We start from the raw sequence: 21298 nt of genomic DNA on the forward strand, positions 1-21298 counted from the left end.
GACAATGCCACTTGACAGTTGCCGCTGCAAGGCGAGGAAATGACGGTGATGGAAGGCTTTGGCGCCAGCGTGGCGCGCAATTTCGTGCCGCCGCACCCCACGCCGCGCTCCCCCGTGGTGGCGCTGTTCCGCGCGCTGCTGGAAGGGGAGGGAGACCTGCTCGGCCTGCTGCCGACCGAGGCCTACACCATGCCGATCGGCCCGCTGGGCTATTCGCGCCGGTCCATCGTGGTGGTGAACGAGCCGAAGCTGGTGCGCCACGTGCTGGTCGATCCGGACGGCATCTTCCCGAAATCGGACCTGATGGTGAATGCGCTGGAGCCGCTGATCGGCGACAGCATTTTTGTGAGTTCCGGCGCCACCTGGAAGCGCCAGCGCCAGATGATGGACCCGGCGCTGACCCTGATGCGCGTGAACCGCGCCTTCCCCTGCATGGAAGCCGGGATCGAGGCGGCGGAAGCGACACTCGGGCAGACCGCGGCCTCGCAGGAGGTCTTCTCGCTCGACCTGGCGATGAGCCATCTGACGGCGGACATCATCTGCCGCTCCGTCTTCTCCACCAGCCTGCAATCCCGCGTGGCGCATGAGGTGTTCGACGCCTTCACCTTCTTCGAACGCAGCGTGGCGCAGGTGGAAATCCGCCGCCTGATCATGGACCGCGCCTGGACGCGCATCCCCCAGACCCAGGCCGTGCTGGACAGCTGCGCGCTGATCCGCCGCAGCTTGGGCGAATTGCTGGGCAGCCACCTCGACGCCGGCCAGAGCTTCGATGACATCGCCAGCGCCGTCGTCGCCGCGCGGGATGGGGAAGGCCGCGCCTTCACGCGGGAGGAGCTGATCGACCAGCTCGGCGTGCTGTTCCTGGCAGGCCATGAGACCAGCGCCAGCGCGCTGACCTGGGTCTTCTATCTGTTGGCCTCGCGGCCGGATTACGTCGCGCGGCTGCGCGCGGAGATCACGGCGGTATGCGGTGACGGGCCGATAGGCTTCGAGCACACCAAGCGCCTGGTCTTCACCCGCAACGTGTTCCGCGAAACGCTGCGTCTCTACCCGCCCATCACCTTCCTGCCGCGCATCGCCAATGAAGCGACGCGGATTGGCGACTATCGCGTGAAGCGCGGCGCGCTGATCATGGTGGCACCCTGGCTGCTGCACCGGCACCGAAGCTACTGGACCAACCCCAACACCTTCGACCCCGACCGCTTCCTGCCAGAACGCGAGGCGGAATTGACGGCCGGCGCCTACATTCCCTTCGGCATCGGCCCGCGCATCTGCGCCGGCGCCGCCTTCGCGACGGTGGAGGCGGTGTTGCTGATCGCCCGCCTGTTCCGCCGCTTCGATTTTTCGCTGGTGGAACCGCAGGATGTACGCCCGGCCGCGCGGCTGACCACGCGGCCGGCGCGGCAGATCCAGATGCGGGTGACGGCGGCCTGATGCCCACCGTGCTGCTGACGCTGGGCCGCCTGCCTAAGGCGCTCGACCTCGCGCGCGGCTTTTCGCAGATCGGCTGGCGCGTCGTTGTCGCGGAGCCTTTTGCACGACACCTCTGCGGCTCCTCCCGCGCCGTGGCAAAATCCATCCGCGTGCCGGCACCCGTTGACGGCAAGCAGGCCTACCTGTCCGCGCTCGCCCAGGTGGTGCGCGATGAGGCGGTGGAGCTGGTGCTGCCGGTGTCGGAGGAGACGATGCATGTCGCGCACCTGCCGCCGCTGCTGCCCGCCGGCGTCCGCGTGCTGACCATGCCGCCGGATGTGCTGCTGCCGCTGCACCACAAGGGGGGCTTCGTCGCCTTCGCCCGGGCGCACGGGTTGGACGTACCGGATTCGGCGCCGCTCGGTGATCCCGGCGCGCAGGCGATCGTAGCGGCAGGACGCGTGGTGGTGAAGCCGGTGCATGGCTGCTCCGGCCGTGGCGTGATGCTGCTGCCGCAGGGCGCGGCGCTGCCTTCGGCGGAGGTGCCGTGCCTCGTGCAGAGCTTCGTCGCCGGGGCGGAGTTCAGCACCTGCTCCCTGGCGCATCAGGGCCGCGTGCTGGCAACCACGGTCTATCGGGGCATCCAGATGTCCGGCTCCGTCGCCGTGGCGTTTGAACGTGTGGCGCATCCCGCCATCGAGGATTGGGTGCGCCGTTTCGCCGCCGCCGCCAACTGGTCCGGCTTCATCGCCTTCGACCTGATCGTGGACGAAGCCGGGCGCCCCTGGGGGCTGGAGTGCAACCCGCGCACCACCAGCGGCCTGCACTTCTTCGAATCTGCCGATTTGGCCCGCGCCGTGGTGGACCCCGACGCCCCGCCGCCGTGCCACAGGCCGGAAACCCGCCTGCAGCAATTCTGGTCCTGCCTGACGGAGACACAGCTTTCGCTGTTCCGTGGCGGTCCCTTCCGGCGCAACCTGCGCCAGTTGCTGACCACGCGCGATGTCTGCTGGCAGGCGCGGGACCCGATGCCGCTGCTGGCCATGCCCTGGACCACCTGGCCCATCATCCGCATGGCGGCGCAGAAGCGCGTGCCGTTCGGAGAGGTCGCGACACTGGATGTCGGCTGGTATGCTTAGTGACCGTTTGAAAACACCGGCGGGTCGGTCCCACGGTGCTTTTCCGCCCCTGCTGTGTTGCCGGATTTGCCGATGCAACCAGCATCGGCTGCATCCGGCGCCTTGCAGGGACGAAAATTCACCTGCGGGTCCTCAGCCGCCGGCATTCTCAAACGGTCACTTAGCCGAGCCTCAACCGAACAGCTCATCCGCACCGCCAGAAGTAGAGGCTGAAGCAAAGGCCTGTCTGGCGCCGCCCTGGCCGAAATCCGAGAAGGATCGACCGTTCCAGGCAAAGTCGGCTTCGCTGCCCAGGCCACGGCTACCGCTCGGCACGCCGCCGAGCGTGCTCCAACGATAGGTCGGCATGAGCTGGTTGGCCGAGGCGTCGAAGTAGGTGTAGGTCCAGACGGTGCCGAAGGCCTGGCTGCCGGTCCACGGATCCTCCGCCTCAATGGTGTAGCGGCCATGCGCCGTGGCGATGACGTCGCCCGGGTCGTAGACATCCAGGTTCTGGATCACCCAACCCGTGTAATAGTCGCCATTATTGGCGTCGAACCGCCAGCGGAAGATGGCGCTGGGCTCGACGGAGGCGAGCACGGCGCCGGCCCGACCGTAATCATCCCAGACACGCCCATGCCAGGCATAGTCGTATTCGGAGCCCAGGCCGGCATAGCCGCTCGGTGCGCCGTTCAGCACCGCGCTGGAATAGCTGGGCAGCAGCCGCGATGCGCTGTGGTCGAAATATCCCCCGTGGTCCAGACCGTGGCATCCGCAAAGATCTGGCCGCCTAGCGAGGTCTCGGAGGTGATGGTGTAGCTGCCGCGCGGCATCACCAACTGGTCGCCAACGTCCCAGGCCGTGCTGTGCCCGATGAGATGGCCGGTGTAGGTGTCGCCGTTCCGCGCCAGGAAGGTCCAACCCAGCACCACATCCGGGATGCGGTCCGCCTGCAGCGCTCCACCCTGGCCCACCAGGACCCAGGCGCTGCCGGTCCAGGCGCGGTCCAGCTCGCTGCCCAGCCCGGCATAGCCGGTGGGCCCCGCCCCGCCGCTTTCCAGCGCGAAGTCGGTGCGCGCCGCGGCATCGTAGTAGCGGGTGGTATGGACAGTGCCGGCCGCGGCGGCCTGCGCTTGGTCCTGTCCCAGGGCGGCCCTGGTCAGGATCTGATACACGCCATGCGCGGTGGCCAAGGTGTCGCCGACTGCCCAGGCCGCACCCTTTCCCAGCAGCGTGCCGAACATCATGTCGCCGCCATGGGCGGTGAAGGACCAGGTGAACAGGCTGTCGGCCAGGTTGTCGACATCGGCCTGGTCGGCGCCGCCCAGCCCGGAAGCTCTCCCAGGCGCTGCCGGTCCAGGCGGCATCCACCTCGCTGCCCAGCCCAGCGAAGCCGGCGGCGGTGGCCTCGCCCAGCCGGGTCAGCATCCAGACGCCGGTGCTGTCCCGGTACCAGCCGACGGAGATCCAGCCCTCCTCCATGCCGAAGGTGCCGAGATCCGTGCCCTGCGGCGCGGCGGCGACGATGGTGTAGCTGCCATGCGCCGTGCCGAGGGTGCTGCCGACGACGTAGCGGGTGAAATCCTCGACCAGGAGCCCGCCCCAACTGTCCCCGCCGGTGGCGCGGAAGGTTCAGGTGAAGATGCTGTCGGTGACGGCGGCGGCGGCGTTGGGAAGCGCCGAAAGCGTAATGCGGCACTCCTTGGCCGGGGTTGAACCGGCGGAAGGCTACCAGCGCGGCACTGAAAGCCTGGTTAAGCGGGGCGCCGGCGCCCGGGTCCCGGCCGTCCCCCGCGCCTTGGCGGTTCCGCCTGACGTGGAATTGCTCTATGCGCCCGCGGCAACGGCTGGCTGAAGGGACCAACCCCATGATCACGCTCGATGCCTGGCTCTCGGAGGCCGAGGCCCTGCTGTCCGCCACCCGCGCGCAGGGCCTGGATCCGGTGATGGAGGCGGCGGTGGAGGCTACCGTCGCCGCCCTGGTGGCGGGGCGGCCGTTGCTGGTTTGCGGCAATGGCGGCTCGGCGGCCGATGCCCAGCATATCGTGGGGGAACTGGTCGGCCGTTTCCTGAAGGAGCGCCGGGCGCTGAAGGCCATCTGCCTGTCCGCCGACGCCACCATCCTGACCGCCTGGGCCAATGACTACAGCTTCGCCAGCGTCTTCGCCCGCCAGGTCGAGGCCTATGGCGAGGCGGGTGGCGTGCTGCTGGGGCTATCGACCTCCGGCAACTCGGAGAATATGGTGCAGGCGTTCGAGACCGCGCGAAGGATCGGGATGACCACCATCGGCATGACCGGGCAGGGCGGCGGCAAGCTGGCCGCGGTGTCGGACCACCTGCTGGCCGTCCCCTCCCGCTTCACCCCGGCCATTCAGCAGGTGCATCTGGCGCTATATCACTGGTTTTGCGCGGCGGTGGAGGAGCGGTTCGCGGTGGGCTGAACAGCCTCAGCATGCTGCCTGGTTGCTGCGCCCTCAGAAGGATCAGCGGCAGGTTGTGCGCGGCGATGATACCGTTCCGCATGACACAGCGCAGCGCATGCACGGTGTAGGGCAGCGGCAACTGCCGGATGATGGCCTCGGACGATATCAGGCTGGTGGTACTGTCGTTCACCATCTGGCTGATGGCGTTCCAGATCACCAGGCTGACCGCCAGATGCGGCAGGTACTCCCGCAGCGGCAGGTCGAACAGCCTTGCATACAGCAGGCCGAGGCCGGCCAGCATCACGCCGGTGGACAGCGTCAGCCAGAACGGGCCGAGGACCGAGCCACGGTAGCGGTTGCTGATATCGAGCCAGGCCAGGGTGAAGGCCAGGCGCCAGCGGCTGGTGCCCAACCGCACATCCTCGATCGCCTTCCGCAGCCGCTGCGGGTCTGCCGCGTCGACATGATAGGCCGGCATCGTCGCAGCGGTCTGGTCCAGCATGCGGCGGCTCATAGCCCGGCGGGCTAGGCCGGGCCAGAGCTTTGGCCGGCGCCCGGCTACTTCACCGCGCCGCGATTGCCCTGCGGCGAGCCATAGGGGCTGGAGACCTGCGCCCCGCTTCCGGCACCCGGCAGGTAGCCCTGCGGGGGCAGGTAGGACGCCGGCGGCGGGCCGCCCGCGGCGCGGGACAGGCGCACCCGGTCACCGCGCGTGATCACCACGCGATCGCCGGCCTGAAGCCCTTCCTCGTTCGTCTGCACCACGGCGATATCGCCGCCGCGATCCTCCCGCACCACGAATTCGATGGCGGTGCCGCGGGTCATGCCGCCTTCCACCGCGGTGCCGGCGAGGCCGCCGAGCAGCGCGCCGCCCAGCCCGGCCAGGAGGTTGGAGCGCGTGTCGCCGCCGATGAAGCTGCCGGCGATGCCGCCCGCCACCGCGCCGCCCACGGTGCCGATACCGGACCCGCCGCCCCCAACCTGCACCGGCCGGCTGCCGACAATGGTGCCGTAGGAGACGGAGGCGGCGCTGCCCAGCGTGCCGGCTCGCACCGTGCTGCCGGTTTGCTGCGGCGCGCAGGCCGGCAGGGTGACCACCAGGGCCAGCGCGGCGATGGCTGGGATCAGCCTTTGGGTCAGGCGCCCGGTGGTCAGACGCAGGGGTGTCAGGCGCATGGTCACGTTACCTCTCAGCAAGATGTGCGGCAGGGTCAGGTGCCGGAATGGTCGCGTACAAGCCTCAGAAATAGTGTTTGCGCGAAGGTTGTTCCACCATCAAGGCGCGATCCGGGCAGGTTCTGCCATGATCTCGTCCTTGCCTCAGCCGGTCGCAATGGGTTAGGCAATTCCTTAGATACTTGCGAGCGGACTTGAACGACGGGACGGAAGTCGGGGTTGGCCTGGGCCGGTGCATCGCTAGGGGGCGATGCGCGGGCCGGGGGGGCAGGCCTCGGGATCGGCACCCGCAACCGACGGAGATCCTGGGCATGAACCGGTTCAGCGCTGCGGGCCCGAGGGGGCTTATGGGGCGCCCTCTGGCGGCCTGCCTGATTCTTGGGATGCTGGCCGCCTGCGGCCAGACCACGCAACGGGCGGTGACACAATCGCCGTCCACAGCATCCTCGCAGTGGGCGCGGCCGCACAGCTACGACCCGCCCGGCCCGTCGCACGACCCCTGGGGGCCCTACATCACCCAGGCCTCGCAGCGCTTCGACATTCCGGAGCGCTGGATCCGGGAGGTGATGCGCCAGGAATCCGGTGGTCGCGTCTCCGCCACCTCCCGCGTCGGCGCCATGGGCCTGATGCAGGTGATGCCCGGCACCTATCGCGAATTGCGGGCGAAATACGGCCTCGGTTCCGACCCCTACCATCCGTGGGACAGCCTGATGGCCGGCACCGCCTATCTGCGGGAGATGTATGAACTGTACGGCGCGCCGGGCTTCCTGGCGGCCTACAATGCCGGACCGCGACGGCTCGAGGACTATCTGTGGGGTGGTCGCGGCCTGCCGGCCGAAACCCGCAACTACGTCGCCCGCATCGGGCCGCGCATCCAGGGCACGCATCCGGGCCGCCGCGCGGCGCCGGAGGTCTATGCCGCCGCTGAAATCCCGCTGAGCATCCCCGTCGGCCCGCGCCGCGGCGACACCGCCACCATGCTGGCGCTGCGCGACCAGCGCCGCGCGGTGGATCCGGGCATCCAGGTGGCCAGCCTGCCGCCGGGCCCGGTGGTGCGGATGGACCCGATTCCGGATGGCTCGACGCAGAGCTACTCGGCGCCGACGCAGATCGCCTCCGCCGGGGGCTTCATGGTGTCCCAGGCCGCCGCCCATGGCACGAGTCCGAGCGCGATTCCGGGCACGGTGGTGGCCATGGCGCCGGTGGCGAGCCTGGGCGATTTCCAGACCCGCATGGAGCCGATCGCCAGCCCCGGCGACCACGCCGCCACCCCGCCGCCAGCCACCAGCTTCGCCAGCTTCCAGCAGGTGTCATCGCAGGTGACGCGGATGCAGCCCGTGGACAGCCCTGGCGATCCGGGCAGCTTCAGCAGCTATGGGGGTGTCGCCACGGAGCAGCTCTCACCGATGGCACCGCCGCCGGCCGCGTCGCGTCTGGCGATGGCGCCGCCACCGCGGCCCGAACCGCGCCAGCTCGCGCCCTCCGTCGCGTCGCTGCAGCCGCAGACGTTGCCCTTCGTGCGGGTCGATCCGCCGGGCCTGGTTGCCTCGGCTCCGCCCTCCCGCGGCTTCGGGCTGATCCCGCAGGCGCAGGCCAGCACGCTGCCGGCGCGCCGGGCTGTTGCCACCACACCGGCGGGCGGCGGCAATTGGGGCATCCAGGTCGGTGCCTTCGCCTCCACCAATCTGGCGCGGGACGCGGCCGGCCAGGCGCGCAGCCGGGTCGGCGCCGCCGGCACCCAGGCCCAGGTCCAGCCGGTGCCGCAGGGGCGTTCCACCCTGTACCGGGCGCGGGTGACCGGGCTGGCGGACCGCGCCGCCGCCGAACAGGCCTGTGAGCGCTTGCGCGGCCAGGGCGCCTGCATGGTGGTGGCGCCCGGCGTCTGAACGACGCCCGTGCTGATCATCGGCGCGGGCGGCCATGCGCTGGTAGTGATCGAGGCACTGCGCGCCTGCGGCCAGCCCATCACCGGGCTGCTGGATGATGGCCTGGGTCGCGGCCCGGACGCCGGGCCGTTGCTCGGCTGCGCGATCCTCGGCAGCACCAGCCTGCTTCCCGCATTGCGGGCGCAGGGCCTGGCCGAGGCGGTCATCGCCATCGGTGACAATGCCGCCCGCGAGGCCCTCGGGGCGCGCTGCGAGGCCGCCGGCTTCACCCTGCCGCCGCTGATCCATCCCGCAGCGCTGGTCTCGCCCTCCGCCGTCCTCGGTGCGGGCAGCCAGGTGATGGCCCGCGCCCTGCTCGGCCCGCTGGTGCGGCTGGGGCGGCTGGTGCTGGTGAATACCGGCGCCATCGTGGAGCATGAATGCCGGCTGGAGGATGCCGCCCATCTCGGCCCCGGCGCGGTGCTGTGCGGCGGCGTTTCGCTGGGCCGGCGGGCGCTGGTGGCGGCTGGCGCCGTGGTGCGACCGGCGGTGGCGATCGGCGCCGATGCCCTGGTGGCGCCGGGTGCCGCGGTGGCGGGGCCGGTGCCGGATGGTGCACGGCTGGGCGGCGTGCCGGCGCGGCGGCTTTCTGGCCCAGGCGCCACGCGAAAGACTTGAGCACGGGCATCGCGAGACACGTCTGGATTGCAGTCGGTGCCCGGCGGCGCGTTTCGTGCGTCGCAAAAAAGTGAGTCTGTAACCACCGGGTGCTGGAAATTTCCTTGCGAAATGGAAATACTCCCGGGCCATGGAAACAGGTTCCAGAATCCCCAGGGGTCAGCGCGATCTGCTTGGATTGCGGCCGCCCGCGCAACTCGCGGAAACCGGTCACGCGCCCGCCACCCGGCCGGACCGCACGGCAGGGGCCGAGGAAACGCCCGCACGTCCCGAATACCCCGTCATCTCCTCCGGATGGGAGGATGAGGATACTGGCCCAGCCAGCAAGACCAGCGACCTGATGACCGCGGTGCGGGCCGGGTTGGTGTTGCTGGTGCTGATGGTCGGGCTCGGCCTGCTGATCCGCTGAGGCCCCTCAGGGCACTATCACGCGACCCGTGCGGGCTGCGACCGCCTCGATATCGGCGGGCCGGGCTTGCCCCGCCCCCGCCACTCCCGCAATTTGCCGGCGACTTGATGGGGGAGGCGTCGCTGGCATTCCGGGATCTCGATCGGCTGTTGCGGCCGCGCTCCGTCGCCGTGGTCGGTGCGTCCGACGACGCCACCCGCATCGGCGGGCGGCCATTGGCCTACATGCTCTCCCAGGGTTTTGCCCAGGGGATTGAGGGCGCGCTGATGCCGGTGAACCCGAACCGGGCGACGGTGCAGGGGGTCCCGGCCTTCGCCAGCGTGGGCGACCTGCCACAGGCGCCGGATGCGGCGATCGTGGCCATCCCCGGGGAAGCCGCGATCCAGGCCGTGGCCGATCTCGGTGCGCGGGGCTGCGGCGCGGCCATCGTCTTCACCGCCGGGTTCGCGGAGACGGGTGAGGCGGGTGCCGCGATGCAGGCGCGGCTGCTGGAGGCGGCGCGGCCTTCGGGGATGCGGCTGCTGGGCCCCAACTGCCTCGGCCTGTTCAACGCGACGCTCGGCTACTTCCCGATCTTCTCCGCCAGCTTCGAGAATGGCTGGCCGCGCCAGGCGCTGCCCGGGATGGGCGGTGTCGGCATCGCCAGCCAGTCCGGCGCCTATGGCAGCCATCTGTTCGCCGCCGCGCGGGACCGCGGCATCGCCACCCCCGTCCTGGTGACCACGGGCAATGAGGCCGATCTGGGCCTGTCCGACATCATCGGCTGGATGGCGGAGAGCGATGAGGTGCAGGTCATCGCCGCCTATGCCGAGGGTATCCAGAACGGCCCGCGCTTCATCGCGGCGCTGGAAGCTGCCCGCGCTGCGAAAAAGCCGGTGGTGATGATGAAGGTCGGCCGCAGCGCGCTCGGCCAGGCGGCGGCGCAATCCCACACCGCCTCCATCGCCGGCGATGACCGGGTGATGGATGCGGTGCTGGCCGAATTCGGCGTGCACCGCGCGCGCACCACGGAAGAGCTTCTGGATGTCTGCTACGTCGCCCAGCGCGGCATTTTTCCAAAGCGCAACTCGCTTGGCGTGGTGACGATTTCCGGCGGCGCCGGGGTGCTGATGTCGGATGCGGCGGAGGCCGTGGGCCTGCCGATGCCGCCGATGCCGGAGGAGGCGCAGGCGAAACTGAAGGCGCTCGTGCCCTTCTCCTCGCCGCTCAATCCGGTGGACTGCACCGCGCAGGCCTTCAACGACATGAGCGTGATCGGCGCCTTCGCCGAATCCATGGTCACCGATGGCGGCTATGCCAGCGTCATCGCCTTCTTCACCCAGTGGGGTGCCAGCCCCTCCATGGCGCCAAGGCTGCGGGCGGAACTGAAGAAGGTGCTGGATGCACACCCGGACCGCATCTTCCTGCTGTCCATCCTGGCGCCGCTGGAGCGGGTGCGGGAGTGGGAGGCGGATGGCTTCCTGTGCATGGAGGATCCTTCTCGGGCCGTGGTGGCGCTGGCCGTAATGGGCCGCTTCGGCGAAGCCTTCGCCCAGCCTGCAATTCCGCCCGAAACCCTGCCGCCGATCCGGCTGCCCGCCCGCGCGCCGAACGAAGCAGATGCCAAGCGCATCCTGGACGCCGCCGGCATCCCCATGGTGCCGGAAGCCGCCTGCCAGAGCGCCGAGGATGCGGTGAATGCGGCGGAGGCCATCGGCTACCCGGTAGTGGCCAAGATCCTGTCGCCCGACATCCTGCACAAATCCGAGATCGGCGGCGTGCTGCTGAACCTGGCCAGTGATGCCGCCGTGCGCGAGGGCTTCGCCCTGCTGATGCAACGCGCCCGTGCCCATGCGCCGGAAGCGCGCATCGATGGCGTGCTGGTCGCGAAGCAGGTGGTGGGCGGGACCGAGATCGCGCTCGGCGTGGTGCGGGACCCGGTCTTCGGGCCGATGGCGATGGTGGGTCTCGGCGGCGTCTTCATCGAGATTTTTGCGGACGTCGCCTTCCGCCGCTGCCCGGTGGATGTGAGCCAGGCCGAGGCGATGATCCGATCCCTGCGCGGCTTCCCTCTGCTGGACGGGGCGCGCGGAAAGCCCAAGGCGGATGTGGCGGCGCTGGCCCAGGCGCTGGTGGCGCTGTCCCGCTTCGGCGCGGCGGCAGGGCCGCGCCTGGCCTCGGCGGAGATCAACCCGCTGCTGGTGCTGCCCGCGGGGCAGGGCGCCTTCGCCGCCGATGCCGTCCTCGAACTGACGGACTGACCATGCCGATCGATTATCAATCTCTGCTGAATTTTCGGATCCCCGAAATCCGCCAGGCGCTTCGTTGGCAGGATAGTGCACTGTACGCCCTGTCCCTGGGTGTCGGGCAGGACCCGATGGACAGTGCGGCGCTGCGCTACGTCACCGAGGGCGCGGCGATGCGCGCGCTGCCGACCATGGCGGTGGTGCTCGGCTATCCCGGATTCTGGCTGGCGGACCCGGCGACCGGCGTGGACGCCGTAAAGCTGGTGGCCGGCGAGCAGGCCGTGGAACTGTTCGCCCCGCTGCCCACCAGCGGCACGGTGGTGGGGAAATCCCGCGTGACCGGACTGGTGGACCGGGGCGCCGGCAAGGGCGCCTTGCTCTACACCGCGCGCGATATCCTGGACGACGCCACCGGCGCGAAACTCGCCACCGTGGAGAACACCACCTTCCTGCGCGGCGATGGCGGCTTTGGCGGGCCGGACGGGCCGGTGAAGCGGCTGGCGGCGGAGCCCGACTCCGCGCCGGAAATCACCCTGGACCTGCCGACGCGGCCCGAAATGGCGCTGATCTACCGCCTGAACGGCGACCACAACCCGCTGCACTCCGACCCGGCGCTGGCCGCCAAGGCGGGCTTCCCGCGGCCGATCCTGCATGGCCTCGGCACCTTCGGCGTGGTCGGCCGCGCGCTGCTGGCCACGATTTGCGACCACGACCCGGATCGCTTCGGCCGCATGGAATGCCGCTTCTCCGCCCCCGTCTTCCCGGGCGAGACCATCCGCACCGAAATCTGGCGGACGCCGGAAGGTGCCGCCTTCCGCGCCAAGGTCGTGGAGCGCGACCTGACCGTCATCAGCCACGGCGCCTTCCGCACCCGCTGAACCAACCCGCTAGCTGAACACAGGAATTGAGGGCGGATATGATCAACAAGATCGTCCAGTCGATCGCCGAATCGCTGGAAGGCGTGAAGGACGGCGCCACCGTGATGATGGGTGGCTTCGGCGCCGTCGGGCAGCCGGACGAGCTGATCGAGGGCCTGTTGGAACAGGGCGCGCGCGACCTGGTCGTGGTCGCCAACAATGCCGGCGCCGGCAAGGTCGGGCTGGCGCGGCTGATGATGGAAGGCCGCGTGCGGAAGATCATCTGCTCCTTCCCTCGCTCTGCCGGCTCGACGGTGTTCGAGGAGCTGTACCGCGCCGGCAAGCTGGAGCTGGAGATCGTGCCGCAGGGCACCTTGGCCGAGCGCATGCGCGCCGCCGGCGCCGGCATCCCGGCCTTCTTCACGCCCACGGGCGCCGGCACCAAGCTCGCCCAGGGCAAGGAAAGCCGCGTCTTCAACGGCCGCGAGCACATCCTGGAAATGGCGCTGCCGGGCGACGTCGCGCTGGTCGAGGCCTGGCAGGCCGATCGCTGGGGCAACCTGACCTATCGGGAATCGGGCCGGAACTTCAACCCGGTGATGGCCATGGCCGCCACCCTGACGGTGGCGCAGACCCACCATGTGCTGGAGCTCGGCGATATCGCGCCGGACCATGTCCACACGCCGGGAATCTTCGTCCAGCGCGTCATCGAGGTCCGGCGCGGGGCGCCCTGGGTGTAGGGCTTCAGTTGGCGGTGACGGTCGCCTCGACGTCCTTCATCGAATGCCCGGTCAGGTCCTTGGCGATCTCGCCGAGCAGCTTCGCCGACAGGGTCTTGTGGTAGTGCTTGCGCAGCTCACCGAGCGTGCGCGGCGCGGCGATGATCACCAGATTCTCGATATGGCCGGCCAGCACCTGCTGGTTCAGCATCGCGGCGACGCCGGCCGCAAAGCCATCCTCATCCTGCTGGCTGTCGCTGGGATTGGCAGAGCTGCTGGCATGGCGGCCGCCGCTGCCCTTGTTGTCGGCATCCACCGCGGGCGGCTGCATCTCGGCCAACTCCATCGCGCCGGCATCGCCATCGTTGCGGTAAAGCTGAAGCTTCTCGCCATCGACGACGGCGACATAGGCATTGTTCGGAAGCTGCATGGGGAACTCCTGGGGCCGGATCGCGCCCCCGAAGTTCCACCGGCCAGATGCCGGTGGAAAAGGGGGACGCCCTGCAGCACCAACGCCGGGGCAGCCGGTTGGCTCCCTGGCACCACCCCGGCCGGGGCGATAAGCTGACCGGCAAGAGGATCGGCAGGAGAACGACGCAATGGCGGGTGTGACGCGGCAGGGCATGGCGGCGCGGGTGGCGCAGGACATCCCGGAAGGGTGGTTCGTCAATCTCGGGATCGGCATTCCCACCATGGTGGCGGATCACGTGCCGGTGGAACGCGAGGTGATCCTGCACTCCGAGAACGGCATCCTGGGCATGGGTCCGGCGCCGGAGGCCGGGAAGGGCAATGCCTGGCTGGTCAATGCCGGCAAGCAGCAGGTCACGCTCCGCCCGGGCGGCAGCTTCTTCCATCACGCCGACAGCTTCGGGATGATTCGCGGCGGGCATATCGACCTGTGCGTGCTCGGCGCCTTCGAGGTCGCGGAGAATGGCGACATCGCCAATTGGGCCACCAGCGAGAACGACACGGCACCCGCCGTCGGCGGCGCGATGGACCTGGCCGCGGGTGCGAAGCGGCTGTGGGTGGTGATGGACCACACCACCAAGGATGGTCGGCCGAAGCTGGTGGAGAATTGCGGCTACCCGCTGACGGCGCCGGGCGCGGTGCAGCGCATCTACACCAACCTGGCGGTGGTGGATGTGGTGCAGGGCCGCGGCTTCGTGCTGCGGGAGATTCTGGCGGAAGGCCTGTCGCTCGCCGATCTCCAGGCGCAGACCGGCGCCGTGCTGCACACCGATTCATGAGCGAGACTCCGGTGATGCGCGTGGCGCAGGCGCGCGACGGTGGCGTGCTGACGCTGACGCTGGACTACCCGGCGCGGCGCAACGCCCTGTCCGTGCCGCTGCGCGAACAGTTGTTCGAGGCGCTGGAAGCCGCGCAGGGCGATGCCGCCGTGCGCGCCCTGGTCATCACCGGCGCTGGTGGCACCTTCTGCTCGGGCGGCGACATCTCGGGCATGGATGTGCGGGATGCGGAGCAGGGGCGGGAGAGGATGCGGCGCACCCATCGCATCATCCGCCTGATGGTCGGCGGGCGCCTGCCGATCGTGGCAGCCGTGGAGGGCTGGTGCGTCGGCGCCGGCCTGTCGGTCGCTTGTGCCAGTGACACCATCGTGGCCTCCGCCGAGGCGCGCTTCATGGCGGGCTTCAACAAGGTCGGGCTGATGGCCGATCTCGGCCTGCCCTTCACCCTGCCGGCGCGGATCGGCGTGGCGCGGGCGCGCCAGGTTCTGTTCTACGCCGAGCCGATCAACGCCGCCGAGGCGGAGCGGATCGGCCTGGTCGATCGCGTGGTGCCGAAGGGCGGGGCGCTGGCCGAAGCGCAGCGCGTCGCGGCAGGTCTCGCCGCCCAGGCCGCCCTGCCGATCGCGCTGACAAAACGCATGCTGGCCGAGGGTCTGGATGCGGCGCTGGAACGGGAGCGGGACTGGCAGACCATGTGCTTCCTCTCGGCCGACCATGCCGAGGGTCGCGCGGCCTTCATGGCGAAGCGGGAGCCGGTGTTCGGCGGCGGTTGACCGTTCTCCCCTTGCGACGCAGCCTGACTGCGACGCAAGGGGAAGCCGCAACATGACCGAGTATTGGCGCCTGCCAGCCACCGAAATCGCCGCACGCGTACGCAGCGGTCAGGTCAGCGCGACGGAGGTGGCGCGCGACGCCCTGGCCCGGCTGGATGCGGCGAACCCCGCTATCAACGCCGTGGTGGACCATCGGCCGGAAGATGTGCTGGCGCAGGCTGCGGTGATCGATGCCGCGATCGGCCGTGGCGAGGACCCCGGCCCGATGGCGGGCGTACCGGTGACCATCAAGGTCAATGCGGACCAGATGGGCTACGCCACCACCAACGGCCTGCGCGTGCAGAAGGACCTGGTGGCGCAGCAGGACAGCCCGGTGGTGGCGAATCTCCGCCGCGCCGGCGCGGTGCTGCTGGGACGCACGAATACGCCGGCCTTCTCGCTGCGCTGGTTCTGCCGGAATGGCCTCCATGGCCACACGAAGAACCCACGCGATGCGAGCATCACGCCCGGCGGTTCCTCCGGTGGGGCGGCGGCGGGCGTCGCGGCCGGCATCGGCGCCGTGGGGCATGGCACGGATATCGGCGGCTCCATCCGCTATCCGGCCTATGCCTGCGGCGTGCATGGGCTGCGGCCGACGCTTGGGCGGATTCCGGCCTGGAATGCCTCGGGGGCGGAGCGGCACGCGGGCGGGCAGTTGATGGCCGTCTCCGGCCCCATCGCGCGCACCATCGGCGATCTGCGCCTGTCCTTCGCGGCGATGAGCGCGCGGGACATCCGCGACCCCTGGTGGGTCGATGCCGCCCATGCCGGCCCGCCGGTCGAGAAGCGCGCCGCGCTCTGCATCCGCCCCGAGGGCATGGCCACGGTGCCGGAGGTGGAGGCCGCGCTGCGTGACGCCGCGAAGCGCCTGGAGGCCGATGGCTGGGTGGTGGAGGAGGTGGAATGCCCACCCCTGCGCGAACCCGCCTCGATCCAGGCCATGCTGTGGCTGGCCGAAAGCCGCCGCGGCCTGAATGCCAGCCTGCACCAGGAAGCCGACCCGGATGCCAGCTTCGTCTTCGCCCAGATGGAGGCGCTGTGCCCGGAGCCGGACCTCAACGCCTTCATGGACGGGCTGCAGAAGCGCGCCTTCTTCCTCCGCGCCTGGATGACCTTCTTCGAGCGCTACCCCCTGGCCATCACCCCCGTCTCCGCCGAGCTGCCCTTCCCGGACCAGGATGACGTGGCCAGCCCGGCGCGATTCCGGCAGATCATGGACGCCCAGCTCACCCAGGTCGGCCTGCCGCTGATGGGTCTGCCCGGCCTGGTGGTGACCACCGGTCTCGTCGGCCGCGTCCCGGTGGGCGCGCAGCTTCTGGCCGGGCGGTACCGGGAGGATGTGCTGTTCGCCGCGGCCGAGGTGATCGAGGCCGCCGGCGTGCCGGCCAGCCCCGTGGATCCCGGCTGACCGGACGGGTTGTTCCAGGCCCGCATCTGGCGCCATGATGACGCTGGAGCAACGCCGGAAGAAAGAACAACCCATGCCGCAACGTCGCACCCTGCTCGGCGCCGCCCTCGCTGCGCCCTTCGCCGCCCGCGCCGCCCATGCGCAATCCTGGCCAACGCGCCCTGTCCGCATCGTCGAGCCCGGTGCGCCCGGCGGCGGCAACGACACCACCATCCGCCTGTTCGCGCCCTATCTGGAACAGGCGCTCGGCCAGCCCTTCGTCATCGACAACCGCCCCGGCGCTGGCGGCCGCGTCGGTGTGGAACATGCGTTTCGCACGGCGCCGGATGGCAGCACGCTGCTGCTCGGTAATGCCGGGTCCAACGGCATCAACGCCGCGATCTACCCGGACCTGCCCTACAACCTCGAAACCGACTTCGTGCCGATCTCCCTGCTGGTGACCGGGCCGAACGCGCTGGTGGTGAACCCGCGCGTCTTTCCGGTGGCGGACGTCGCGGGCCTGATCGCGGCGATCAAGGCGCAGCCGGCCGGGCATTTCAACTATGGCAGCGGCGGCGTCGGATCCTCCGCGCATCTGTCGGCGGAGCTGTTCTGCATGATGGCCGGCGTGCGGATGGAGCATATTCCCTATCGCGGCGCGTCGCAGATGGGCCAGGGCGTGATCAGCGGCGACACGCCGTTCCTGATCGCCAACATGGTCAACATCCTGCCCTTCGTCCGCCGCGGCGATGTGAAGATGCTCGCCGTCACCAGCCTGGAACGCTGGCCCGATACGCCGGAGGTGCCGACGCTGCATGAATCCGGCCTGCCGGGCTTCGAGACCATTGCTTGGAACGCCCTGTTCGGCCCGCCCGGCCTGCCACGGCCGATCGCGGATCGGCTGGTGCCGGAATTGCAGCGCATCGGCCGCATGCCGGAAGTGGTGGACCGCGTGAAGCTGATCGGCGGGCAGGTGATCGCCAGCGGGCCGGATGTGCTGGCGGCGCGCGTGCGCAGCGACATCGCCAAGTGGAAGGACCTGGCCGCCCGCGCGAATATCCGCGTCACATGAAGATCGAGGGCATCGCCTTCCGGGGCTTCAACGTCACGCCGAAAACCAATTGGTGCTTCGTCGAGGTACGGACCGAGGATGGGCTGGTGGGCCTCGGCGAATGCACGCTGGGCAACCATGAACCGCTGATGGCGGCCGAGATCTCGCGGCTGGAGGCGAATTGGCGCGGCGCCGATGCACGCGACCGCAACCGCATCGCCCGCCTGCTGCCGCATGCGCCGGGCGGGCTGGTGACGGCGACCGCGATCTCCGCGTTGGACCAGGCGCTGTGCGATCTGGCGGCGCAGCGGAATGGGGAGCCGCTGTTCCGTCTGCTCGGCGGTGCCTTCCATGACACGGTGCGGCTCTATGCCAACATCAACCGCGGCGCCAATCCGCGCACGCCGGACGGCTTCGCCGCCGCCGCACGCCGTGCGGTGGCGGAGGGATTCGGCGGCGTGAAGCTGGCGCCCTTCGAGCCGATGGTGTGGGAGGATGGCCGCACGCCGGCCAACCGCGCCGCCTATGCCGAGGGCCTTGCCCGCATCGCCGCGGTCCGCGCCGCCATCGGCCTGGATGTGGATCTGATGGTGGACGCGCATTGGCGCTTCTCGCCAGGCGGCGCCGCGCAGCTCATTTGCGATGTGGCGGACGCCGACCTGTTCTGGCTCGAATGCCCGGTGGCGGAGGCGAACCACCGCGAGATCATCCGCCTGCGCGGCATGGCCAATGCGCGCGGCATGCGGCTGGCGGGGGCCGAGAGCCTGGCCGGCCTCGCCGCCTATCGCCCGCTGGTGGAGGCGGGCTGCTACGACGTGCTGATGCCCGATGCGAAGCACGCCGGGGGCTTGGAGGAAATTTTGCGAATTGCCGCGCTGGCCCAGACGGCGGGGGTGGAGATCGCGCCACACAACCCCACCGGCCCGGTCTGCCACGCCCATTCCGTGCATCTCTGCGCCACCATCCCGAACTTCCTGGTGCTGGAAGTGCAGTATGGGGAGACGGAGGCCTTCTTCGACATCGTCCAGGGCGAGAGCCTGCGCTTCATCCAGGGCACGGCGCCGCTTCCGCAGGCGGCGGGGCTCGGCATCACCCTGAACCCGGGCGAGATTCCGCCCTGGAAACGCATGGACCGCCCTTGGCTGGACCCGCGGCTGGGCTGATAACCGCCTTATGATATCAGCGGCCCAAGGGCACGACCTGCGCCCGCCGAGGGCGGGCAAGGCCGCGAAGGCGGCCCGCCCGCAGTCCGGCGAGCCAAGGCCCCGGAGGGGCCGCCCGGCCCAAGGGCACGACCTGCGCCTGCCGAGGGCGGGCGAGGCCGCGAAGGCGGCCCGCCGGCAGTCCGGCGAGCCAAGGCCCCGGAGGGGCCGCCCGGCACCTGAGGGCAAGGAATGATCCCCGGCTGGATCGGCTTCACCGTCTCCGCGGCGCTGTTCCAGTGCTGGCGCACTGCGCAGCAGCAGAAGCTGCGCGGGCAGCTTTCCGTCAATGCGGCCGGGGTGGTGCGGTATCTGTATGGCCTGCCGGTGGGGCTGCTGATCTTCGGCCTCTACTTCGCGATCTTCGGCGGCACGCTGCCGTCGCTGAGCTGGGCGGTGCTGGCGCTGTGCGCCATTGGTGGCTTCGGGCAGATCCTCGGCACCAACCTGCTCATCATGGCCTTCGGCCATCGCAACTTCGCGGTCGGCACCGCCTATTCCAAGACCGAGGCGATGCAGGCCGCCATCGTCGCGACGCTCCTGCTGAACGAGCATCTGTCGCTGTTCTCCTGGGTCGGCATCGCGGTCGGCGTCGGCGGCGTGCTGTATTTGTCGCTCGCCGGGCGCGGCACCAGCCCGGCGGAGCTGCTGCGCGGGGTGACGCAGCCGGCGGCCTTGTGCGGCATCGGCGCCGGCTTCTGCTTCGGCGTCACCGGCGTGCTGATCAAGATGGCAAACCAGGAAATGCCGGGCTCCGACGTGATCTTCAAGGCGCTACTGATCCTGGTCATCACCAATACGCTGCAGACGCTGATGCAGGGCAGCTACCTGGCTTGGAAGGAGCCGACGCAGTTCCGCGCCGTCTTCGCCACCTGGCGGGACAGCGCGCAGGTGGGGGCGCTGTCCGCCATGGGCTCCGCCTGCTGGTTCTCCGCCTTCGCGCTGGCGCCGGTGGCGCTGGTGCGCGCGGTGGGGCAGGTGGAGATCCTGTTCACCCTCGCCTTCAGCCGCTTCTATCTGCGGGAGAAGGCGACGCGTGCCGATGTGATCGGCGCCTTGATCGTGGTGGCCGGCGTGGTGCTGGTCCTGTGGGGAAGCCGTTGATGTCCGATCGCCTCGACCAGGTTTTGCGCGACCTGCCGCGCCGCTACCCCGGCCCCGGCGGCGCCATCGCCGTGCTGCGGCAGGGCGAGGTGCTGGCGCGCCATGCCTGGGGCTATGCGAATGCCGAGCGGCGCATTCCCTTCACCCCGCGCACGCTGTTCCGCCTGTGCTCCATCACCAAGCAATTCACCTGCGGCGCGATGCTGGAGGCAGTCGGCGCGCCGGAAGCGCTGGACGCCGCCATCCGCGCGCGCCTGCCTTTGCTGGGCGAGGCAGCGCCGGCCACGCGGCACCTCGCGCACAATCAATCCGGCCTGCGCGACTACTGGGCAGTCGCCATGCTGCACGGTGCGCCGGCGGAATCCGCCTTCGGGGATGTGGAGTCCGCGCGCGTCATCGCCGGCACCACCAGCCTGCACTTCGCCCGCGGGACCCGCTATGCCTATTGCAACCAGAACTTCCGGCTGATCTCGGACGCCTTGCAGGACGTCACCGGCGAATCCTTCGCCGACCTGCTGCGCACCCGCATCTTCGACCGTGTCGGCATGGAAACCGCGATGTTGTCCGCGGATACGCGCGCCATGCCCGACGGCACCGAGGGCTATGAGGGCACCCACGCCACCGGCTTCCGCGCCGCCGAGAACCGCGTGATCTGGACCGGCGATGCTGGCCTCGGCGCCAGCCTGGACGACATGATCGCCTGGGAACGCCATATCGACGCGACGCGCGACGACCCAGCCAGCCTGCACGCCCGCCTTTCCGTGCCGGTCGCCTTCGCCGATGGTGCCGCCGCGCCCTATGGCTTCGGCCTCGGCCGGGGCGAGGCCTTCGGCACGCCTATCCTCGGCCATGGCGGCGCATTGCGCGGCTGGCGCAGCCACCGGCTTTACGCGCCGGCGCACCGCATCTCCGTGGTGGTGATGTTCAACCACCTGTCGGACGCCAATGCCGCGGCGATGGAGGCGCTGGCCGCGCTGCTCGGCGCGCAGCCGCCGCTGGCCGATGCAACCCTGCCCGCGCCGGATTGGCTCGGCGCCTATCAGGAACCGCAGACCGGCCTGACGGCGCGGATCGATCACGCCGCCCCCGGCGTGGTGCGGCTGCGCTTCGGCCATGGCGCGGAACGGCTGGACCTTCACGCCGATGGCAGCGCCGGTAATGGCCGCACCCGCCTGCGCCCGACGCCGCAAGGGTTGTGGATGGACCGGCCGCAGGAGAACCAGGCCAGCCTGCTCATCCCCAGCCAAGGCGAGGCGCCAGCCGACATCGCCGGCCGCTACCGCTGCGCGGAACTCGACGCCGATCTGCTGGTGAGCGATTCCGGCGGCCCGCCCTATGGCGGCTTTTCGGGTTTCCTCGGCCAGGGGCGGATGGAATTGCTGGACCCGATCAGCCCGGACCTCTGGGCGCTGCCCTGCTGGCGCGCCTTGGACCACACCCCGCCCGGCGACTGGACCCTCGCCTTCCGCCGCGACGCCGCCGGTCGCGTGGCGGGGGTCACGGCGGGGTGCTGGCTCGCGCGGGGTCTCGACTATGCGCGCATCGGGGACCGGTAGGCCCAAGCATTTTCAAGTCAGGCGGATTCGCCTGACGACTCGGAAAATGCGTCAGA

General features: G+C 70.1%; 22 protein-coding genes. 17 read left to right on the forward strand and 5 right to left on the reverse strand.

Annotated elements, in window-relative coordinates:
* The first annotated feature begins 48 nt into the window (after nt 1-48).
* Nucleotides 49-1434, forward strand: coding sequence for a cytochrome P450 (locus tag ACFHNC_RS02625; RefSeq protein WP_437167648.1), 1386 nt, complete (start codon nt 49-51; stop codon nt 1432-1434).
* On the forward strand, nt 1434-2552 hold the full coding sequence (locus ACFHNC_RS02630; protein WP_437167649.1) for an ATP-grasp domain-containing protein: 1119 nt from the start codon (nt 1434-1436) through the stop codon (nt 2550-2552). Before ACFHNC_RS02625 ends, ACFHNC_RS02630 begins: the two co-directional genes overlap by 1 nt.
* 171 nt (nt 2553-2723) lie before the next feature.
* On the opposite strand, the gene ACFHNC_RS02635 is transcribed toward ACFHNC_RS02630, so the two are convergent.
* On the reverse strand, nt 2724-3230 hold the full coding sequence (locus tag ACFHNC_RS02635; protein WP_437167650.1) for a hypothetical protein: 507 nt from the start codon (nt 3228-3230) through the stop codon (nt 2724-2726).
* Nucleotides 3224-3898 (reverse strand): hypothetical protein, encoded by a 675-nt coding sequence (locus ACFHNC_RS02640; protein WP_437167651.1) that lies wholly within the window; start codon nt 3896-3898, stop codon nt 3224-3226. The genes ACFHNC_RS02635 and ACFHNC_RS02640 overlap by 7 nt, the downstream gene beginning before the upstream one ends.
* 35 nt (nt 3899-3933) lie before the next feature.
* Between ACFHNC_RS02640 and ACFHNC_RS02645 the strand changes: the two genes are divergently transcribed.
* Together ACFHNC_RS02645 and ACFHNC_RS02650 are read left to right on the forward strand one after the other, a co-directional pair.
* Nucleotides 3934-4065: a hypothetical protein gene (locus ACFHNC_RS02645; RefSeq protein ID WP_437167652.1), complete on the forward strand. Its 132-nt coding sequence runs from the start codon at nt 3934-3936 to the stop codon at nt 4063-4065.
* Nucleotides 4066-4399: 334 nt separating this feature from the next.
* The gene (locus tag ACFHNC_RS02650) at nt 4400-4972 is read left to right on the forward strand and encodes a D-sedoheptulose-7-phosphate isomerase (protein WP_437167653.1); all 573 of its coding nucleotides are present in this window, start codon (nt 4400-4402) and stop codon (nt 4970-4972) included.
* Here ACFHNC_RS02650 and ACFHNC_RS02655 read toward each other — a convergent pair.
* Both ACFHNC_RS02655 and ACFHNC_RS02660 read right to left on the reverse strand, forming a co-directional pair.
* Nucleotides 4890-5456 (reverse strand): ABC transporter permease, encoded by a 567-nt coding sequence (locus ACFHNC_RS02655; protein WP_437167654.1) that lies wholly within the window; start codon nt 5454-5456, stop codon nt 4890-4892. The genes ACFHNC_RS02650 and ACFHNC_RS02655 overlap by 83 nt on opposite strands.
* A 56-nt stretch (nt 5457-5512) precedes the next feature.
* Nucleotides 5513-6130, reverse strand: a complete 618-nt coding sequence (locus ACFHNC_RS02660; RefSeq protein ID WP_437167655.1) for a glycine zipper 2TM domain-containing protein — start codon at nt 6128-6130, stop codon at nt 5513-5515.
* A 383-nt stretch (nt 6131-6513) separates the two neighbouring features.
* Here ACFHNC_RS02660 and ACFHNC_RS02665 point away from each other — a divergent pair, with 383 nt between their 5' ends.
* From ACFHNC_RS02665 to ACFHNC_RS02690, 6 genes are all read left to right on the forward strand, one after another.
* Nucleotides 6514-8016 (forward strand): transglycosylase SLT domain-containing protein, encoded by a 1503-nt coding sequence (locus tag ACFHNC_RS02665; RefSeq protein ID WP_437167656.1) that lies wholly within the window; start codon nt 6514-6516, stop codon nt 8014-8016.
* Nucleotides 8017-8025: 9 nt separating this feature from the next.
* Nucleotides 8026-8673 (forward strand): acetyltransferase, encoded by a 648-nt coding sequence (locus ACFHNC_RS02670; protein WP_437167657.1) that lies wholly within the window; start codon nt 8026-8028, stop codon nt 8671-8673.
* A gap of 178 nt (nt 8674-8851) precedes the next feature.
* On the forward strand, nt 8852-9082 hold the full coding sequence (locus ACFHNC_RS02675; RefSeq protein ID WP_437167658.1) for a hypothetical protein: 231 nt from the start codon (nt 8852-8854) through the stop codon (nt 9080-9082).
* Between the two features lie 107 nt (nt 9083-9189).
* The gene (locus tag ACFHNC_RS02680) at nt 9190-11322 is read left to right on the forward strand and encodes an acetate--CoA ligase family protein (protein ID WP_437167659.1); all 2133 of its coding nucleotides are present in this window, start codon (nt 9190-9192) and stop codon (nt 11320-11322) included.
* Between the two features lie 2 nt (nt 11323-11324).
* The gene (locus ACFHNC_RS02685; RefSeq protein WP_437167660.1) at nt 11325-12185 is read left to right on the forward strand and encodes a MaoC/PaaZ C-terminal domain-containing protein; all 861 of its coding nucleotides are present in this window, start codon (nt 11325-11327) and stop codon (nt 12183-12185) included.
* 38 nt (nt 12186-12223) lie between these two features.
* Nucleotides 12224-12904: a 3-oxoacid CoA-transferase subunit A gene (locus ACFHNC_RS02690; RefSeq protein ID WP_437167661.1), complete on the forward strand. Its 681-nt coding sequence runs from the start codon at nt 12224-12226 to the stop codon at nt 12902-12904.
* Nucleotides 12905-12908: 4 nt separating this feature from the next.
* Here the strand turns inward: ACFHNC_RS02690 and ACFHNC_RS02695 are convergent, their stop codons facing one another.
* Nucleotides 12909-13313: a host attachment family protein gene (locus ACFHNC_RS02695; RefSeq protein ID WP_437167662.1), complete on the reverse strand. Its 405-nt coding sequence runs from the start codon at nt 13311-13313 to the stop codon at nt 12909-12911.
* A 169-nt stretch (nt 13314-13482) separates the two neighbouring features.
* Between ACFHNC_RS02695 and ACFHNC_RS02700 the strand changes: the two genes are divergently transcribed.
* From ACFHNC_RS02700 to ACFHNC_RS02730, 7 genes are all read left to right on the forward strand, one after another.
* Nucleotides 13483-14130, forward strand: coding sequence for a 3-oxoacid CoA-transferase subunit B (locus ACFHNC_RS02700; protein ID WP_437167663.1), 648 nt, complete (start codon nt 13483-13485; stop codon nt 14128-14130).
* Nucleotides 14127-14903, forward strand: coding sequence for an enoyl-CoA hydratase/isomerase family protein (locus ACFHNC_RS02705; RefSeq protein ID WP_437167664.1), 777 nt, complete (start codon nt 14127-14129; stop codon nt 14901-14903). The genes ACFHNC_RS02700 and ACFHNC_RS02705 overlap by 4 nt, the downstream gene beginning before the upstream one ends.
* Nucleotides 14904-14955: 52 nt before the next feature.
* Nucleotides 14956-16350, forward strand: coding sequence for an amidase family protein (locus ACFHNC_RS02710; protein ID WP_437167665.1), 1395 nt, complete (start codon nt 14956-14958; stop codon nt 16348-16350).
* Between the two features lie 73 nt (nt 16351-16423).
* A complete protein-coding gene (locus tag ACFHNC_RS02715) occupies nt 16424-17401 on the forward strand; it encodes a Bug family tripartite tricarboxylate transporter substrate binding protein (protein WP_437167666.1) in 978 nt (325 codons plus the stop codon).
* Nucleotides 17398-18543: a mandelate racemase/muconate lactonizing enzyme family protein gene (locus tag ACFHNC_RS02720; RefSeq protein ID WP_437167667.1), complete on the forward strand. Its 1146-nt coding sequence runs from the start codon at nt 17398-17400 to the stop codon at nt 18541-18543. The genes ACFHNC_RS02715 and ACFHNC_RS02720 overlap by 4 nt, the downstream gene beginning before the upstream one ends.
* 231 nt (nt 18544-18774) lie before the next feature.
* Complete coding sequence (locus ACFHNC_RS02725) at nt 18775-19686, forward strand: EamA family transporter (RefSeq protein WP_437167668.1); 912 nt, start codon at nt 18775-18777, stop codon at nt 19684-19686.
* Nucleotides 19686-21242, forward strand: a complete 1557-nt coding sequence (locus ACFHNC_RS02730; protein ID WP_437167669.1) for a D-aminopeptidase — start codon at nt 19686-19688, stop codon at nt 21240-21242. Before ACFHNC_RS02725 ends, ACFHNC_RS02730 begins: the two co-directional genes overlap by 1 nt.
* The last annotated feature ends 56 nt before the right edge of the window (nt 21243-21298 follow it).

This window comes from Falsiroseomonas sp. E2-1-a4, assembly GCF_051433165.1.
In the GTDB taxonomy this organism is placed as follows: Bacteria; Pseudomonadota; Alphaproteobacteria; order Acetobacterales; family Acetobacteraceae; genus Falsiroseomonas.

Bases quoted from the DNA above. Each gene is read 5' to 3' on its own strand.
- ACFHNC_RS02625 (WP_437167648.1), top strand. From the start codon at position 49: ATGGAAGGCTTTGGCGCCAGCGTGGCGCGCAATTTCGTGCCGCCGCAC.
- ACFHNC_RS02630 (WP_437167649.1), top strand. From the start codon at position 1,434: ATGCCCACCGTGCTGCTGACGCTGGGCCGCCTGCCTAAGGCGCTCGAC.
- ACFHNC_RS02640 (WP_437167651.1), bottom strand. From the start codon at position 3,898: ATGCCGCCTGGACCGGCAGCGCCTGGGAGAGCTTCCGGGCTGGGCGGC.
- ACFHNC_RS02650 (WP_437167653.1), top strand. From the start codon at position 4,400: ATGATCACGCTCGATGCCTGGCTCTCGGAGGCCGAGGCCCTGCTGTCC.
- ACFHNC_RS02655 (WP_437167654.1), bottom strand. From the start codon at position 5,456: ATGCTGGACCAGACCGCTGCGACGATGCCGGCCTATCATGTCGACGCG.
- ACFHNC_RS02660 (WP_437167655.1), bottom strand. From the start codon at position 6,130: ATGCGCCTGACACCCCTGCGTCTGACCACCGGGCGCCTGACCCAAAGG.
- ACFHNC_RS02665 (WP_437167656.1), top strand. From the start codon at position 6,514: ATGCTGGCCGCCTGCGGCCAGACCACGCAACGGGCGGTGACACAATCG.
- ACFHNC_RS02680 (WP_437167659.1), top strand. From the start codon at position 9,190: ATGGGGGAGGCGTCGCTGGCATTCCGGGATCTCGATCGGCTGTTGCGG.
- ACFHNC_RS02685 (WP_437167660.1), top strand. From the start codon at position 11,325: ATGCCGATCGATTATCAATCTCTGCTGAATTTTCGGATCCCCGAAATC.
- ACFHNC_RS02690 (WP_437167661.1), top strand. From the start codon at position 12,224: ATGATCAACAAGATCGTCCAGTCGATCGCCGAATCGCTGGAAGGCGTG.
- ACFHNC_RS02695 (WP_437167662.1), bottom strand. From the start codon at position 13,313: ATGCAGCTTCCGAACAATGCCTATGTCGCCGTCGTCGATGGCGAGAAG.
- ACFHNC_RS02700 (WP_437167663.1), top strand. From the start codon at position 13,483: ATGGCGGGTGTGACGCGGCAGGGCATGGCGGCGCGGGTGGCGCAGGAC.
- ACFHNC_RS02705 (WP_437167664.1), top strand. From the start codon at position 14,127: ATGAGCGAGACTCCGGTGATGCGCGTGGCGCAGGCGCGCGACGGTGGC.
- ACFHNC_RS02710 (WP_437167665.1), top strand. From the start codon at position 14,956: ATGACCGAGTATTGGCGCCTGCCAGCCACCGAAATCGCCGCACGCGTA.
- ACFHNC_RS02715 (WP_437167666.1), top strand. From the start codon at position 16,424: ATGCCGCAACGTCGCACCCTGCTCGGCGCCGCCCTCGCTGCGCCCTTC.
- ACFHNC_RS02720 (WP_437167667.1), top strand. From the start codon at position 17,398: ATGAAGATCGAGGGCATCGCCTTCCGGGGCTTCAACGTCACGCCGAAA.
- ACFHNC_RS02725 (WP_437167668.1), top strand. From the start codon at position 18,775: ATGATCCCCGGCTGGATCGGCTTCACCGTCTCCGCGGCGCTGTTCCAG.
- ACFHNC_RS02730 (WP_437167669.1), top strand. From the start codon at position 19,686: ATGTCCGATCGCCTCGACCAGGTTTTGCGCGACCTGCCGCGCCGCTAC.